Origin of the sequence: Microbacterium oxydans, from assembly GCF_026559675.1 — a bacterium.
Classification (GTDB): domain Bacteria; phylum Actinomycetota; class Actinomycetes; order Actinomycetales; family Microbacteriaceae; genus Microbacterium; species Microbacterium oxydans_D.
Genome location: NZ_CP092891.1, coordinates 2,716,758 through 2,732,132, shown reverse-complemented (window position 1 = coordinate 2,732,132; position 15,375 = coordinate 2,716,758). Strand labels below are relative to the sequence as shown.

Annotated in this window: 13 protein-coding genes and 1 tRNA gene; 8 read left to right on the top strand and 6 right to left on the bottom strand. The window is 69.4% G+C overall.

Annotated features, from left to right (window positions below):
* Positions 1–52: 52 nt before the first annotated feature.
* The 4 genes from ispD to MME74_RS13145 all read left to right on the top strand — a co-directional run bounded on the left by ispD (position 53) and on the right by MME74_RS13145 (position 4,446).
* The gene (gene ispD / locus MME74_RS13160) at positions 53–1,279 is read left to right on the top strand and encodes a 2-C-methyl-D-erythritol 4-phosphate cytidylyltransferase (protein ID WP_267415507.1); all 1,227 of its coding nucleotides are present in this window, start codon (positions 53–55) and stop codon (positions 1,277–1,279) included.
* Positions 1,280–1,382: 103 nt separating this feature from the next.
* Positions 1,383–2,783 carry a cysteine--tRNA ligase gene (cysS, locus tag MME74_RS13155; RefSeq protein ID WP_267415506.1) on the top strand — a complete coding sequence of 467 codons (1,401 nt, stop codon included), beginning with the start codon at positions 1,383–1,385 and terminating at the stop codon, positions 2,781–2,783.
* Entirely contained in the window at positions 2,776–3,783 is a 1,008-nt protein-coding gene (gene rlmB, locus MME74_RS13150; RefSeq protein ID WP_267415505.1) for a 23S rRNA (guanosine(2251)-2'-O)-methyltransferase RlmB, read from the top strand. The genes cysS and rlmB overlap by 8 nt, the downstream gene beginning before the upstream one ends.
* 21 nt (positions 3,784–3,804) lie before the next feature.
* Positions 3,805–4,446: an NAD(P)-dependent oxidoreductase gene (locus tag MME74_RS13145; protein WP_267415504.1), complete on the top strand. Its 642-nt coding sequence runs from the start codon at positions 3,805–3,807 to the stop codon at positions 4,444–4,446.
* Positions 4,447–4,470: 24 nt separating this feature from the next.
* On the opposite strand, the gene MME74_RS13140 is transcribed toward MME74_RS13145, so the two are convergent.
* Both MME74_RS13140 and MME74_RS13135 read right to left on the bottom strand, forming a co-directional pair.
* Positions 4,471–5,778, bottom strand: coding sequence for a DUF4032 domain-containing protein (locus MME74_RS13140; protein WP_267415502.1), 1,308 nt, complete (start codon positions 5,776–5,778; stop codon positions 4,471–4,473).
* An 81-nt stretch (positions 5,779–5,859) separates the two neighbouring features.
* Complete coding sequence (locus MME74_RS13135) at positions 5,860–6,963, bottom strand: ABC transporter ATP-binding protein (RefSeq protein WP_267415501.1); 1,104 nt, start codon at positions 6,961–6,963, stop codon at positions 5,860–5,862.
* A 231-nt stretch (positions 6,964–7,194) separates the two neighbouring features.
* Here MME74_RS13135 and MME74_RS13130 point away from each other — a divergent pair, with 231 nt between their 5' ends.
* Positions 7,195–8,145, top strand: a complete 951-nt coding sequence (locus MME74_RS13130; RefSeq protein ID WP_267415500.1) for a DsbA family protein — start codon at positions 7,195–7,197, stop codon at positions 8,143–8,145.
* A gap of 41 nt (positions 8,146–8,186) precedes the next feature.
* A tRNA-Thr gene (locus MME74_RS13125) sits at positions 8,187–8,259 on the top strand.
* Between the two features lie 114 nt (positions 8,260–8,373).
* Here the strand turns inward: MME74_RS13125 and MME74_RS13120 are convergent.
* The gene (locus MME74_RS13120; RefSeq protein ID WP_267415499.1) at positions 8,374–9,597 is read right to left on the bottom strand and encodes an LCP family protein; all 1,224 of its coding nucleotides are present in this window, start codon (positions 9,595–9,597) and stop codon (positions 8,374–8,376) included.
* Positions 9,598–9,780: 183 nt separating this feature from the next.
* Positions 9,781–11,289, bottom strand: coding sequence for a VaFE repeat-containing surface-anchored protein (locus MME74_RS13115; protein ID WP_267415498.1), 1,509 nt, complete (start codon positions 11,287–11,289; stop codon positions 9,781–9,783).
* Between the two features lie 232 nt (positions 11,290–11,521).
* On the opposite strand from MME74_RS13115, the gene ppk2 reads away from it, so the two are divergent.
* Complete coding sequence (ppk2, locus tag MME74_RS13110; RefSeq protein ID WP_416383348.1) at positions 11,522–12,418, top strand: polyphosphate kinase 2; 897 nt, start codon at positions 11,522–11,524, stop codon at positions 12,416–12,418.
* 45 nt (positions 12,419–12,463) lie between these two features.
* Positions 12,464–13,417, top strand: a complete 954-nt coding sequence (locus MME74_RS13105) for an aldo/keto reductase (RefSeq protein ID WP_267415495.1) — start codon at positions 12,464–12,466, stop codon at positions 13,415–13,417.
* 15 nt (positions 13,418–13,432) lie between these two features.
* Here MME74_RS13105 and MME74_RS13100 read toward each other — a convergent pair whose 3' ends face one another.
* Complete coding sequence (locus MME74_RS13100; RefSeq protein ID WP_267415494.1) at positions 13,433–14,104, bottom strand: response regulator; 672 nt, start codon at positions 14,102–14,104, stop codon at positions 13,433–13,435.
* The gene (locus tag MME74_RS13095; protein ID WP_267415492.1) at positions 14,101–15,375 is read right to left on the bottom strand and encodes a sensor histidine kinase; all 1,275 of its coding nucleotides are present in this window, start codon (positions 15,373–15,375) and stop codon (positions 14,101–14,103) included. Before MME74_RS13095 ends, MME74_RS13100 begins: the two co-directional genes overlap by 4 nt.

Below are 15,375 nucleotides of genomic sequence, written 5' to 3'. Positions count from 1 at the left end.
ATGCTGCGGCATCCGCCCCTTCGTCGTTCCCGCCACGCGGTAGCGTGAGACGGTGAGCTTGCTTCCCGTCCCCGACATCGCGATCGTCGTCGTCGCCGCCGGTTCCGGCACCCGCTTGGAGGCGGGCGCCCCCAAGGCCCTGGTCGGGATCGACGCGCATTCGATCCTGCGCCACGCGCTCGACGGCGTCTTCGCCGCACGCCCCGCGCAGGTGATCGTGGTGGCACCCGCCGGCCACGAGGGCGACGTCCTGGCAGAGCTGGAGGCGGCCGCGGGGGAACGGCGTGAACTCGGCTGTGTCGTCACCGGCGGCGACACCCGTCAGCAGTCCGTCGCGGCAGGACTCGCGGCGCTGTGGGGCGACGTGAAGACCGTGCTCGTGCACGATGCGGCCCGCGCACTGACACCGCCGACGCAGATCGATGCCGTCGCGGCCGCCGTCACCGCGGATGAGGGCGTGATCCCGGTGCTGCCCGTCGTCGACACGCTCAAGAAGGTCGCAGACGGGGCCGTGCTGGCCGCCGTCGACCGGTCGGAGCTCGCCGCGGCGCAGACGCCACAGGGATTCCCCCGGGCCGCGCTCGAAGCGGCGTATGCCGCAGCGCTCGCCGACGGCGCCGAGTACACGGACGATGCCGCGCTGTTCGCGGCGGCGGGCCACCGCGTGCGCCACATCGACGGATCGGCGCGCGCGTTCAAGATCACCACTCCCGCCGACCTCGACCGGGCCCGGCACCTGCTCGAGGCGTCGGCGCCGACGTCTTCGGTGCCGCTCTCCGCGACGATCGGCCGCCTCGGCGTGCCCCGGGTGGGCATCGGCACCGACGTCCACGCGTTCGGTGGCGAGGGCGTGCTGTGGCTCGCGGGGCTCGAATGGCCGGGGGAGCAGCCGCTGTCCGGTCATTCCGATGGCGACGCCGTGGCACACGCGATCGTGGATGCCCTCCTGGGCGCGGCAGGGCTCGGCGACATCGGCGAGCACTTCGGCACCGCGCACCCGGAGTACGCCGGAGCACACGCGGACGTCTTCCTGACGCGCACCCGAGAGCTCCTGGAAGACGCCGGGTTCGAGATCGGCAACGTCTCGGTGCAGCTGCAGGGCAACCGCCCGCGGTTCAGCCCCCGGAGAGCCGAGGCCGAAGCGGTGCTCTCCGCTGTCCTGGATGCTCCCGTGTCCGTCACGGCGACGACCACGGACGGGCTCGGCTTCCCGGGCCGAGGCGAGGGCATCGCGGTGACCGCCGTCGCCATGGTGGTTCCACGCCACCGGAGCACGTGACGGACGGCGGAGGATTCCCTTCGATCCGTCCGCGCGACGTCATGACATCCGCGAATCCGCCGCACAGGGCGGGCGCCCAGCGGTCGCCGAGTAGGCTTGAGCGGTGACTCTCCGCCTCTACGACACCCGCGCTGCTCAGCTGCGCGACTTCGTGCCTCTCGATCCCGAGAACATCACGATGTACGTGTGTGGACCCACGGTGCAGTCCGGCCCCCACATCGGACACGTCCGGGCGGCCCTGAGCTTCGACCTGCTGCGTCGCTGGCTCGAGCTCCGCCACGGCCGTGTGACGTTCGTGCGCAACGTCACCGACATCGACGACAAGGTGCTCGCCAACGCGACCGCGTCCGAGCCCTGGTGGGCGCTCGCGTACCGGATGGAGCAGGAGTTCACCGCGGCGTATGCCGGCGTCGGAATCCTCCCGCCGACCTACGAGCCCCGGGCGACGGCGTCCGTTCCGCAGATGCAGGAGCTCATCGCGCTGCTCATCGAGCGCGGGCACGCGTACCCCGCTCCGGACGGCTCGGGCGACGTGTACTTCGACGTGCGCTCCTGGTCCGAGTACGGATCCCTGACGCATCAGTCGCTCGACGCCATGGAGGCGGCGGAGGACGCGGATCCGCGGGGCAAGCGCAACCCCCAGGACTTCGCGCTCTGGAAGGGTGCCAAGCCCGACGAGCCCGCGGATGCGACCTGGGAGTCGCCGTGGGGTCAGGGACGCCCCGGCTGGCATATCGAGTGCTCCGCGATGTCGAAGCGCTATCTCGGTGCCGAGTTCGACATCCACGGAGGCGGCCTCGACCTGCGCTTCCCGCACCACGAGAACGAACTCGCCCAGTCGACGGCCGCCGGCGACGGCTTCGCACGGTACTGGGTGCACAACGGCCTCGTGACCGTCGACGGGCAGAAGATGTCCAAGTCGCTGGGGAACTTCACCCTCGCGGCCGACGTGCTGTCCGCGCACGACCCGCTCGTCGTGCGCTACGCCCTGGCGTCGGCGCACTACCGGTCGAGCCTCGACCTCACGGACTCGTCGTGGGCCGAGGCCGAGGCGGCGCTCGGACGCATCGCCGCATTCCGGCAGCGTGCCGCCCGCGCGGCTGGAGGCGGGTTCGGGTGGTTCGCATCGCAGAGCCTGCCCGAGACGTTCGCGGCGGCGATGGACGACGACCTGGGCGTGCCGCAGGCCCTCGCCGTTCTGCACGAGACGGTGCGTGCGGGGAACTCGGCGCTCGACGCGGGGGAGACGGATGCGGCGCTCGATGCGCTGCGGGCCGTCATGGCGATGACGTCGGTCCTCGGCCTCACGCCCGCATCCGACGCGAAGAACCACGCGTCGGAGACTGCTCTGGACACGCTCGTCCAGACGATGATCACTCAGCGCGCACAGGCACGCGCTGACAAGGACTGGGCGGCGGCGGATCGCATCCGTGACGCGATCGCCGCCGCAGGAATCACGCTGGAGGACACTCCGGCCGGAACTCATTGGAGTATCGATGGCTAAGCCACAGCGCCCCGGCGCGAACAAGGGAAACAAGAAGGGCCCGACCAAGGGCACCGGCGGACTCGGGCGCAAGGCGCTGGAAGGCCGCGGACCGACGCCGAAGGCCGAAGACCGCGCCTGGCACCCGGCGGGCAAGCGCAAGGCCGCGGCCGAGCGCTACGCCGCATCGGGCGGCAAGGGCAAGCCCGGCCAGCGGCAGACCTCGGGCGGCAACCCCAACCGCTCCGCTCGGGCGAAGGACAACACCACCGACACCGAGATCGTCACCGGGCGCAACTCGGTGCTCGAGGCGCTGCGGGCGAAGATCCCGGCGACGGCGTTCTACATCGCGCAGCGCGTGGAGATGGACGACCGCGTCAAGGAGATGCTGTCGATCGCCACCCACCGCGGCATCCCCGTGATGGAGGTCACCCGTCAGGAGCTCGACCGCATGGCCGGGTTCGACGGCGTGCACCAGGGCGTGGCCGTCAAGGTGCCGCCCTACGAGTACGCGCACCCGCAGGACCTTCTCGAGCAGGTCATCGACAAGGGCGAGGTGCCGCTGTTCGTCGCCCTCGACGGCGTCACGGACCCGCGCAACCTCGGCGCGATCATCCGCTCCGCCGCGGCTTTCGGCGGGCACGGCATCATCCTGCCGCAGCGTCGTTCGGCGGGTGTGAACTCGGCGGCGTGGAAGACGAGCGCGGGCGCTGCGGCACGCATCCCCGTCGCCCTCGCGACGAACCTCACCACGCAGCTCAAGGAGTTCAAGAAGCAGGGCGTGTTCGTGCTGGGCCTGGACGGCGACGGCGATGTCTCGCTCCCCGACCTGCAGCTGGCCGACCGCCCCGTCGTGATCGTCGTCGGCTCGGAGGGCAAGGGGCTGTCGCGTCTGGTCACCGAGACGTGCGACCAGATCGTGTCGATCCCGATCTCTGCGGCCACCGAGTCGCTGAACGCGGGTATCGCCACCTCCGTCGCCCTGTACCAGGTGGCGACGGTCCGCGCCGCGAAGAAGTAGACGTTCGAGGAAAGGCAGATCATGGCTCGCATCATCGTGCTCGGCGGGACCGGCTACGCCGGTCGTCACATCGTCACGGAGGCGGTGAGCCGTGATCATGCGGTGATCGCGATCTCCCGATCGGTGCCGACCGATCCGGTGGCGGGAGCCGCCTACGTGCAGGGCTCCGCCCTGGACATCGCGTCGATCGCCGACACCTTCGTCGGGGCGGATGCCGTGGTCTCCGCGCTCTCGCCGCGCGGAGACATGGAGGATCGTGCGCTCGAAGCGCTGACGAACGTCGTGGATCAGCTCGCAGGCACTCCCACGCGCCTCGGTGTGGTCGGCGGTGCCGGCGGGAGCCTGGTCGCCCCCGGCGGACCGCGCCTGTTCGATCAGGACTTCCCCGAGGAGTACAAGCACGAGGCGCAGGTCGGCGTCGACTCGCTCGCCCTCCTCGAGGCGACGGACGCCGGTCTCGACTGGTTCTTCATCCACCCGGCAGAGGTCTTCGGGCCCTGGGCCGAGGGGGAGCGCACCGGCACCTACCGGGACGGCGGCGACGTCCTCGTCCGGGATGCGGACGGCAAGTCCTACATCTCCGGCGCGGACTTCGCGGTCGCCGTGGTCGACGAGATCGAGCAGGGCAACCATCACCGCGAGAGGTTCACGGTCGGCTACTGAGCCCCGGCCATCGGCGTCGGCGGGTCAGACCAGATCCCGCCAGTCGATGTCCTCATCCTCGTCATCCGCCACGGGCGTCACGCCGGTGATGACGGGCAGGCTCATGGTCTCCGTCGGCGGACCCATGATGGTGGCCTCGTCGCGTCGGTGGCGGAGCACCTCGTTGATGTAGCTCGTCAGGACCTCCGCGAGGGGGACCGAGCGCCCCTGCGCCTGTGACAGGTACCAGCGGTGCTCCAGGACCTGGTGGAACACCTCGGCGGGCTCGAGCTTCGCACGCAGCTCGTAGGGGATCGCCCGCACCACGGGCTCGAACACGCGGGTGAGCCACTCGTGCGCGTACATCTCCTCATCCGCCCACTGCTTCGTGGACCGCGCCCGGAACTCGTCGAGGTCGTTGAGCAGCCGTCGGGCCTGGTTCTCCTCGACGTCCAGTCCGGTCAGCCGGATGAGGCGACGCTGGTGGTGGCCGGCGTCCACGACCTTGGGCTGGATCTCGACGACGGTGCCGTCCGCCGTCGTCGACATGGACATCTCGTCGATGTCGAACCCCAGGGCGTTGAGTCGCTCGACCCGTTCCGTGATGCGCCAGGTCTCGGCGGCGGAGAACGACTCCTGGGCGGTCAGCTCCGCCCAGAGCGAGCGATACGACGACACGATGCCGTCGGCGATGGCGATGGCGTCCACGCCGTGCTCGAGGCGGCCGCCCGCCGCAAGGTCCATGATCTCGCCAGCGATGTTCGTGCGGGCCAGGTCCAGGTCGTAGGCGCGCTGGCCGTCGGTCAGCCCCTCTTCGTGGAGCTCGCCGGTCTCGGCATCGACCAGGTAGGCGGCGAAGGCGCCGGCGTCGCGGCGGAAGAGCGTGTTCGAGAGGGAGACGTCACCCCAGTAGAAGCCGACGTTGTGCAGGCGCACCAGGAGCAGCGCCAGGGCGTCGACGAGTCGTGTGGCGGTGTCCGGACGCAGCACGCGGGTGAACAGCGCGCGATACGGCATCGAGAAGCGCAGGTGCGAGGTCACGAGGGCCGCGGGCAGGGCCTCACCGTCGGCATCCGTGCGTCCGGCGATCACCGCGACGCGATCGACGCAGGGCACGTCGAGGCGGGCGAGGTTGCCGAGCATGTCGTACTCGCGCTGGGCCATCTCCGCCGTGGTCTCCTTCACGGCGATGACCCGGCCGGAGAGGTCGGCGAAGCGCACGAGGTGGCGGGAGAGCCCCTTCGGCAGCGACACGATGTGCTCGGACGGCCACTTCGCGAGGGTGGTGGACCAGGGGAGGGAGAGGAGTCCCGGGTCGATCTTGCTGGCCGTGATACGCAGCGAATCCTGCATGACACTCCCTGGTCGAGGTGGAGACGAAAGAGACGCGGCGCAGGCGACCGAAGTCAGCCTGCGCCGCGTCTGTGGATCCGATCAGGCGGAGACGACCGGCTTGTCGTTCAGGCGCTCGCCGGACTCGATGTCGAACGCGTGCACGTGGCCCGGGTTCGCGGCCAGCGTGACCGTCTCGCCGGCGTTCGGGTGGCTGCGGCCGTCGACGCGGGCGACGATGTCGCTGCGCTTGCCGTTGATCTCGGTGTGGCCGTAGAGGTAGCCGTCGGCGCCGAGCTCCTCGACGAGGTCGACGACGACCGGGAGGCCCTTGCCGTCGGCCGGTCCGACCGTGATGTCCTCGGGACGCACGCCGACCGTGACCTGGCTGCCGTTGGCACGGCCCACCGTGTCGCGGTCGAGCGGGACGACCTCGGAGCCGAAGCGGATGCCGCCGTCGGCGAGGTCGGCCGCGAACAGGTTCATCGCGGGCGAGCCGATGAAGCCGGCCACGAAGACGTTGTTCGGCTTCTCGTACAGGTCACGCGGGGAGCCGACCTGCTGGAGCAGACCGTCCTTGAGGACCGCGATGCGGTCGCCCATGGTCAGGGCCTCGGTCTGGTCGTGCGTGACGTAGACCGTGGTGACGCCGAGGCGACGCTGCAGCGACGCGATCTGCGTACGGGTCTGCACACGGAGCTTCGCGTCGAGGTTCGACAGCGGCTCGTCCATGAGGAACACCTGCGGCTGACGCACGATCGCGCGGCCCATGGCGACACGCTGACGCTGACCACCCGAGAGGGCCTTCGGCTTGCGGGTCAGGTAGGGCTCGAGGTCGAGGAGCTTCGCAGCCTCGAGCACGCGAGCGGCACGCTCTTCCTTGCCGACGCCGGCGATCTTGAGCGCGAAGCCCATGTTCTCGGCGACGGTCATGTGCGGGTACAGGGCGTAGTTCTGGAAGACCATCGCGATGTCGCGGTCCTTCGGCGGGACGTCGGTCACGTCGCGGTCGCCGATGAGGATGCGACCGGCGTTGACCTCTTCGAGGCCGGCCAGCATGCGGAGGGACGTGGACTTACCGCAACCGGAGGGACCGACGAGGACGAGGAACTCGCCGTCTCCGACCTCGAGGTTGAGCTTGTCGACGGCCGGACGGGTTCCGCCGGGGTAAAGGCGGGTGGCCTCGTCGAAAGTCACAGATGCCATTGTGGTTTCTCCTTCACCGGCAGGTACGTGCCGGACGATCCGTTGTGAGAAGCGGCGGAATGAACCGCCGTGACCCTTCTTTGGGTCGGGACCAGTATGACACGAACGGCGGTACCTGGGTATTTCTCAGCCTCACTGGTTAGCATCGAACTCGGCCGCGCGCTGCGGCGATCGTCGCCGAGCGGCGGTCGGGGCCAACCCGGACCCCCCTTGAGACTCACAAGAGGAACGATGTCGAGCGACGAAACGCCGAACGTCCCCACACCCCGCAATTCTCGCGAGGCCGTGCGGGAGAAGGCCCAGCAGGTGCACGCCCAGCAGTCACGGGCGCGTCTCATGCGACGGATCATCATCGGCGCGGTCGCGATCGTCGCGGTGGGTGCGATCGGCACCGCGGTGACGCTCGCGGTGTCGGCTCAGGTCTCCAAGCCGCGGCTCACCCCGACCGGCATGCAGTCCGACGGCGTCGTCCTCACCGACATCACCTCCGTCGCAGGATCCGAAGAGGTCCCCGCGAGCCCGGACCCCGAAGCGACGGAGACCGGCGCGTCCGCCTCGCCGACCCCGCAGCCGACGTCCTCCGAGAAGGTCGACATCCACGTCTACGTCGACTACCTCTCCCCGGACGCCGGCAAGTTCGAGCGTGCCAACGCCCGCCAACTCGCCGGATGGATCAACGAGAACGCGGTCACGGTCAGCTACCACCCGGTCGCGCTGCTCACCGCCAGCTCCAACGGGACGAAGTACTCGCTGCGCGCGGCGGCCGCTGCGGCCTGCGTCGCGACGCACTCGCCGGCGCAGTTCTACCGGTTCAACCACGACCTGCTCGACAAGCAGCCGGACGTCGGCAGCGACGGCCTCTCCGACGAGGATCTCGCGGACCTGGCCGGTGCGGTCGGCGTCGACAACAGCAAGACCGTCCGGTCGTGCATCGAGGACGGCGACTTCGTGAGCTGGGCGAAGGAGGCGACGACTCGCGCTCTGGACGGTCCGCTCGCGGGATCCGATGACCTCGTGCTGACGGCGGGCGCGATGATCGTCGCGAACGGCGAAGCGTATGTCGGCGCCCTCGAAGACCCCGCCGAGTTCTCGCAGTTCGTCCTCAGCGTCGCGAGCGACGCGTCGCGCGCGACCGAGACGCCGACGCCGGCGCCGACCGACACGTCGACCCCCGCCCCGTAGGTCGGAGCGGAACCGATGCCATCGCTAAGCTGGTGGCATCCGCCGACTTGGCGCAATTGGTAGCGCACCGTACTTGTAATACGGGGGTTACGGGTTCGAGTCCCGTAGTCGGCTCGTCATGCGAAGGCCCGCGTCCCCGGGAACACCGGGACGCGGGCCTTCGTCGTCTCGGCGTGCGTCGGGCTACCGCGTTCGGCGCCCGGACGCCGGACAGTCACAAGCCCGAGTTCAGTCGACGCGCCCGTTCGAGCACGTGGACTGTGCGGCGGAGTTCCCCTTGATGTCGTCGGGGAGGGCGATGGGCGTCTCCGTGGACGGCGTCTCCTCCGCCGGCGTCGTCGGCTCCTCGATGATGACGCCGTCGTTGCTGGTGTTCTTGTGGGTCACTTCCAGGCGCTGGTTCGCGGCGATCGCGTCCCACATGACCTGCGCGGACCCGTAGTTCGGCACGACTCTGTTGGGGTTGTCCGGGTCGGTCGACGACGGGTACTGCAGGAAGACGATGTCCTCGAACGAGACATCCTTCACCGCGAGGCCGATCTGGACGAGCGTCATCGGGTTCGTCAGCGAACTGCTCGCCTGGATGTTGCTCAGGGCCGCATTGGAGAGCCGGAGCATCGTCGGCACGTCGCCGAGCACCTCACCGCTGATCAGCTTCTTCGCGAGGTTGGACATGTACTGCTGCTGGTTGCCGATGCGGCTGAGGTCGCCTCCATCGCCCACACCGTGGCGGGTCCGGAGGAACTGCAGTGCCTCGTATCCCTGCAGGGTGTGGGTGCCCGCTGCCAGATCGAGGCGGGTGTGGTAATCCCGGATCGGCGAGGCCAGGCAGACGTCCACTCCGCCGATCGCGTTGGTGATCTCGATGACTCCGCCGAAGGTCACGGACGCCGCGAAGTCGATGCTCTGACCTGTGAGCTCCGTGACGGTCGTTGCCACGCAGTTGATGCCGCCGTACATGTAGGCGCTGTTGAGCGGCTGTTTGCTCATCGCCGAGGTCTTGCTGCCGTCCTCTCGCGTGCACTCGGGAATCGGGATCATGAGGTCGCGGGGCAGGCTCACGGCCGTGATGCGTCTTGGCTCCTCCGAGACATGCACGAGCAGGTTGACGTCGTTCAGATCGCCTTCGGCATCAGGTCCGTCGCATCTGCCGGGGAACAGATGCGCGTACTCGGGCTCGCACACGTCCAGACCCATGAGCAGCAGATTGAATCCGCCTTCGTACTCGCGGATGTCCGGCGGGACGGGGCGCTGCCCCTCGAGCTCCACCGCGTCGGCGGTCGCCGTCCGGTAGAGATCCGAGACCACGAATGCGGCGACGCCTGCGCCGCTCACCAGCACGACGGCCAGGGCGATGCCGACGAGCTTCATCAGCTGGCTGAGCGGGCCGGGGGTGTGCTGCTGCCCGTGCCGGGAGACCGTCGTCCTCCGGAATGTCCTGTCTCGCGCCACGAAGATCCCCCGTCAGTGTCCGTTCCCTGTGCGGGACCTGCATCGCGCCAGCTTAGACGGCGATCCGGGAGAAGTTCATGACCGCACTCGGGGGCGGCAACGGCGGATGCGACTTCGCGACGGGACGCGACGACTGGCCTGCCGTGACCGATCCGGGGTGGGAGCCGCCCCCGAGCGCTCCGGTCACACGTCCGCGCGTGGCGTCCTCCGGTGCATCAGGACCGTGCCCGCGACCAGGGCGAGCAGGCCGAACACGACGGCGGCGATCGGAGTCGCGGAACCGGTCGCCGCGAGCGACCCTCCGCGATCCGGAGCCGGGTCGGGGGTGGCCGGCACGACAGCGGCCTCCCGTTGCACCGTCACTGTCTGGGCGGCATCATCGATGTCCTTGTGCTCCGCGCGCAGGATGCCGGTCGCATCCCTTCCTTCGTAGAGCTCCTCGAAGGCGACGAGGGTCTCACCCGCGAACCCTTCCGGCACGGTGAACGGCACCGAGACGGTGCCGGTCGGCGCGGCCGGGGTGAACGTCGTCGACCCCGTGATGTCGGTCGATGATCCGTCTCGCTTGCGCATCAGCTCCCCGCGGACGGTGTATTCCGTACCCGGTACGAGGTTCTCGTAGGCGACGGTGTCGGTCACCGTGCCGCCGTTCCAGGCGAGGACCTGGTCGCCGTCGGCCGCATCGACCAGGGAAGTGCTGATCGCCGGCACGGCGGCCACCGGCTGCGCGGCCCAGGCGACGGTGGCTTCGGCGGTGACCTTCGCGGTGTACGGCGCCACCAGGATGATCGACTGGGCGTGATCCTCCGCTGTCGGGGTGCTGCCCGGGGTGCCGGGCACCGAGATCACGGCACCCGTGCTGCGAGAGCCGTCTACGGTCACTCGCACGGTGGCGCTCCCTGCTGCGGTCGTCTCCCGCAGATCCAGGTAGAGCTCCTGCCCGTCGACGACCCCGTTCACGTCGATCGGGGCCCCGGTGGCATCGGTGACCGTCATCGCGGGATCGACGGAGACCGCGGCAGGGGCGCCGTCCGTGCTCACGGTGAACGGTCCCACGAGGCTCCCGGCGCGCTGCCCGGAGCTCGGAGCCGCCACCGCTGCGGTGACGGCGAGATCCTCGCGAGTCAGCGCCGGGGCGGCATTCGCTCCGTCGACGAGGTACCAGTAGGCGGCCTCCGAGTCAGGCGTCTCCCAGGACCATGAGGCATCGAAGTCCAGGTCGGTGTACCGCCAGATCGCGTACTGCGTCGCCTCGATCGCATCGTTCCGGGAGATGCCGGGCGCTCCTGCCGCCACCCCGAAGCTCTCGACGCTGACGGCGGGATAGCTGTTCGCGAGCACCCAGAGCACCTTGCCCTGGATGGCCGGATCCGCGAAGTGGTTGTCGCCGAGGAAGGTGTCGAGGTCGCCGGCGCTGCCCGTGAGCCGGGTCTTCGCGGACACGGCATGTTCGATGCAGTAGGCCCAGTAGTCGGGCTCCCCGGTCTGGACCCCGCCGGACCAGATCGGGAAGATCCCGGTCCCGCCGTATCCTTCCCGGCTGCCGATGTAGACGATGTCTCCCGAGTCGACCTCCGCCGCGGCCGCCGCGCTGACGGCTCCGGGGGCGACGGCGGCGCCGAGGACGAGAAGCGCGCCGGCGAGCCATCCTCCCGCTCGAATCGATCTCCTGGCTTGCGTGGTGCTCCTCATGTGTCCTCCAACGGAACGGATAGGGGTCGTCACAGAGGAATGAGTCGGAGAGGGCCCGAAGGTGACGCGGGGACGACGATTTTCTGCGTCGGAGCGCATACCGGAGTATCACACTACTGTCTGTTATGTTACTTAGACAGTCTTCCTGGTGCTCGAAAGAGTCTCCAGATCCATACCGCGCAGGTGGTCGGCACCCCGCTCCGGCCACCTGCGCTTACCTCCCGGAACGCGGATCGCGGGGCACTCCAGGGAGGAGACATCCATGAGCAGCGCATCCGACACGGTGATCGCCACGGCCGAGTGGCAGCACGACTACCCGTACACGAAGAAACTCTCCCGAGCGGCATACGAGCGCGAGAAGCGCCTGCTGCAGATCGAGCTCCTCAAACTCCAGGCCCATATCAAGCACTCCTCGGAGCGGGTGCTCATCCTCTTCGAGGGACGTGACGCGGCCGGCAAGGGCGGCGCGATCAAGCGCTTCATGGAACACCTCAACCCGCGTGGGGCGCGGGTCGTCGCCCTCGACAAGCCGACCGACGCGGAGCGGACGCAATGGTACTTCCAGCGGTACGTCTCCCACCTCCCCTCGGGCGGCGAGATCGTCCTGATGGACCGCTCCTGGTACAACCGGGCAGGCGTCGAGAGGGTCATGGGGTACTGCTCGACGGCTGAGTACGGAGAGTTCATGCAGACCGCTCCGGAGTTCGAGCGGATGCTGGTGGGGTCGGGGATCCGCCTCATCAAGCTGTGGTTCTCGGTCGGCGAGGCCGAGCAGAGAAGACGGTTCCAGCGACGCAGCGAAGACCCCGTGAAGCAGTGGAAGCTCAGCCCCACGGACCTCGCCAGCGTCGACCGCTGGGTCGACTACACGACGGCGAAGGAGGCGATGTTCTTCCATACGGACACGCCGGCCAATCCGTGGATCGTCATCAAGTCGAACGACAAGAAGCGGGCGAGGCTCGAAGCGATGCGGTGCGTGCTCAACCGGTTCGACTATCCGGGCAAGGATCCGCTGATCGCCCACGCGCCGGATGCGCGGCTCGTCGGCCGCCCCTCGCAGATCTACGACGAGGGCGAGTCGCCGACCGAGGAGGACCGGCCGGACCAGGGGAGTCCGCCCGCAACATGACGTCATGCGGGAATGCGCCGGGTGCCGACCGCGGTTGTCACCGACATGACTCGTATCGGCACCAGTGACCTCGACGTTCTCCCTCTCTCGCTCGGCGGGAATGTGTTCGGCTGGACGGCCGACCGCGACACCTCCTTCGAGGTGCTCGACGCCTTCGTCGACGGGGGCGGCGACTTCATCGACACCGCAGACTCCTACAGCTCCTGGGTGGAGGGCAACGAGGGCGGCGAGAGCGAGACGATCATCGGCGAGTGGCTCGCCTCCCGCAAGCCCTCGGGCGTCGTCGTGGCGACCAAGGTCAGCCAGCATCCGCAGTTCCGAGGGCTCGCCGCGGCGAACGTGCGGAAGGCCGCCGAGGCCTCTCTCGCCCGCCTCGGCGTCGACGAGATCGACCTCTACTACGCCCACTTCGATGACGAGACGGTCCCGCTCGAGGAGACCGTGGGAGCGTTCGGACAGCTGGTCGAAGACGGCCTGGTGCGCCACATCGCGGTGTCGAACTACTCCGCCGACCGCATCCGCGAGTGGGTCGAGATCGCGCGTCGGACCGGGGTCGCTCTGCCCGTCGCCGTGCAGCCCCACTACAACCTCGTGCATCGCAATGAGGTGGAGGACACGATCATCCCGGTCGCGGAGGAGTTCGAGCTCGGGCTCGTCCCGTACTTCTCGCTGGCGAGCGGATTCCTGACGGGCAAGTATCGCTCGACGGATGCCGCGGACCAGACCTCCCCGCGGGCACAGGGGGCTGCGAAGTACGCGACCGAGGCCGGGCTGCGGATCATCGATGCGCTCGAGGAGATCGGTGACGCGCATGATGCATCGATCGCGGCGACCGCCCTGGCGTGGTTGCGAGCACAGCCGACCGTGGTCGCGCCGATCGCGAGCGCACGGAACGTCGAGCAGGTCCCCGACCTCCTCGCCGGTGCGCGTCTGGAGCTCTCCGCCGAGGAGGTGCAGCTGCTCGACCGCGTCTCGGAGTGGACACCCGCGCAGACCTGAGGCGGCGGGCGGGCGTCAGACGAGGCCGAGCCGGTGCGCCAGGATGACCGCATGGATGCGGTCGCGGGCGCCGAGCTTCGCCAGCACCCGGCCCACGTGGGTCTTCACCGTGGACTCGCCCACGTAGAGCGTCTGAGCGATCTCGGAGTTCGTCATACCCTGCCCGATCGCGAGGAAGACGTCTCGCTCGCGCTCGGTGAGCGACGCGAGCGCTTGGGCCTCGGCAGCATCCGGGGCCGGTGAGCCCGAGGACCCGAGCTGCGGGGTCACGTGCTCCATGAGCATCCTCGTGATCCGAGGGGAGAGCGCCGCGTCTCCACGGTGCACCGCGCGCACGGCGGCGATCATCTCGTGGCGCTGCGCATCCTTCAGCAGGAATCCGCTCGCACCGGCACGGATCGCGCCGAAGGCGTATTCGTCGAGATCGAACGTGGTCAGCACGAGCACCTTCGTCTGCGGGCGGTCGCGCACGATCGCCCCGGTGGCGGCGATGCCGTCGAGCTCGGGCATGCGGATGTCCATCAGCACCAGATCGGGGGCGAGGATCGCGCTCTGGGTGATCGCCGATCGTCCATCCACGGCCTCACCGACCACGACGATGTCGTCCTCCGCTTCGAGCACCATCCGGAAGCCCACGCGGATCAGCTCCTGGTCATCCACCAGGAGCACCCTGATCGCCTGCGTCATCCGTCTTCCTCCGTCGTGTCCTCGTTCGCGGTGGGGGTGTTCCCCGCCGCGGGCAGCACCGCGTGCAGAACCCATCGTCCTCCATCGGCGGGGGCGGAGCGGACCGTTCCGTGCACGTGCAGGGCGCGCTCCGACAGCCCGCGCACGCCGAAGCCGTCGGACCCGATCGTGCCCGAGACGCCGTCGTTCACGATGTCGATCGTCACCGTCTCCGCCGTGTACTCCAGGCGCACGGAGATCGCCGTCGCGGTCGGCGCGTGGCGCATGGCGTTGGTCACACCCTCCTGGACGATGCGTCCGATCGCGTGCGCGACGGCGGGGGAGACCTCCGCCTGCCCGATGACCGTGAGCGTCGCCGGGTAGCCGGCCCGCTGGGCGCCCTCGACCGTGTCCCGGGGCGGTGCCGGCTGCATCGGCGCCAACGGCAGCGGGGACTGGTCGTCGCGCAGCACGCCGAGCATCGCGCGCATCTCGGTGAGGGCGGATCGCGCCGTGTCGGCGACGGACGCGGCGGCCTTGCGTGCCTGCTCGCGATCCGGGGTCGCGGCCGCGCCCTCCGACAGCGCGACGATCACCGTCAGCGAATGCGACACGATGTCGTGCATCTCCCTGGCGATGCGGGCGCGCTCCGATGCGGCCGCGAGCTGGGCCTGCTGGTCGCGCTCGATCAGCAGCTGGCGCGAGCGGTCGATCACCGCGGCGAGGTAGCGCTTGCGGCCGCCGACATTGACTCCGACCAGCGTGCCGATCAGCCCGAGTGCGACGTAGCCGAGGGCGGTGTCGAGTCCGACCTGCAGGACGGTCGCACCGCTCAGCATCAGCAGTCCGGTCAAGCCGAGGAACCAGGCGGCACCGATCCCGTAACAGATCCAGGCGGTGCGGGAGGACCGGTACACGGCGAGGCCGTAGCACGCGACGAGCAGGAGCACGATCCCGCCGGACATGCCCGTGAACAGTCCCACGGTGCCCAGGACCACCGCGGCGATGAAGGGGCCGAGTGGTGCGCGCCGGCGCCACAGCAGGGTGCTGCATCCGATCACGACCATCGTGAGGGTGGCGATGTTCAGCGCGATGTAGGTGGCTTCGGGCAGAGACGACGCGGCGATCGGCGCTGCCGGGGTGAGGGAGAGGAACAGGCAGAGCAGCGTGAGCAGCACGTCCGCGAAGAGGGGGTGCCGCGCCCAGAACCGTCGGAACAGGCCCGGGGCACGCGGAAGCCGCAGCTCCTCGTCCTCACGGATCGAGTCGCTGCGGCCTCGCGTTCTGCTCAC

Bases quoted from the DNA above. Each gene is read 5' to 3' on its own strand.
- MME74_RS13140 (WP_267415502.1), bottom strand. From the start codon at position 5,778: ATGCAGGATTCGCTGCGTATCACGGCCAGCAAGATCGACCCGGGACTC.
- MME74_RS13100 (WP_267415494.1), bottom strand. From the start codon at position 14,104: ATGACGCAGGCGATCAGGGTGCTCCTGGTGGATGACCAGGAGCTGATC.
- MME74_RS13115 (WP_267415498.1), bottom strand. From the start codon at position 11,289: ATGAGGAGCACCACGCAAGCCAGGAGATCGATTCGAGCGGGAGGATGG.
- MME74_RS13145 (WP_267415504.1), top strand. From the start codon at position 3,805: ATGGCTCGCATCATCGTGCTCGGCGGGACCGGCTACGCCGGTCGTCAC.
- MME74_RS13130 (WP_267415500.1), top strand. From the start codon at position 7,195: ATGTCGAGCGACGAAACGCCGAACGTCCCCACACCCCGCAATTCTCGC.
- MME74_RS13135 (WP_267415501.1), bottom strand. From the start codon at position 6,963: ATGGCATCTGTGACTTTCGACGAGGCCACCCGCCTTTACCCCGGCGGA.
- MME74_RS13105 (WP_267415495.1), top strand. From the start codon at position 12,464: ATGACTCGTATCGGCACCAGTGACCTCGACGTTCTCCCTCTCTCGCTC.
- rlmB (WP_267415505.1), top strand. From the start codon at position 2,776: ATGGCTAAGCCACAGCGCCCCGGCGCGAACAAGGGAAACAAGAAGGGC.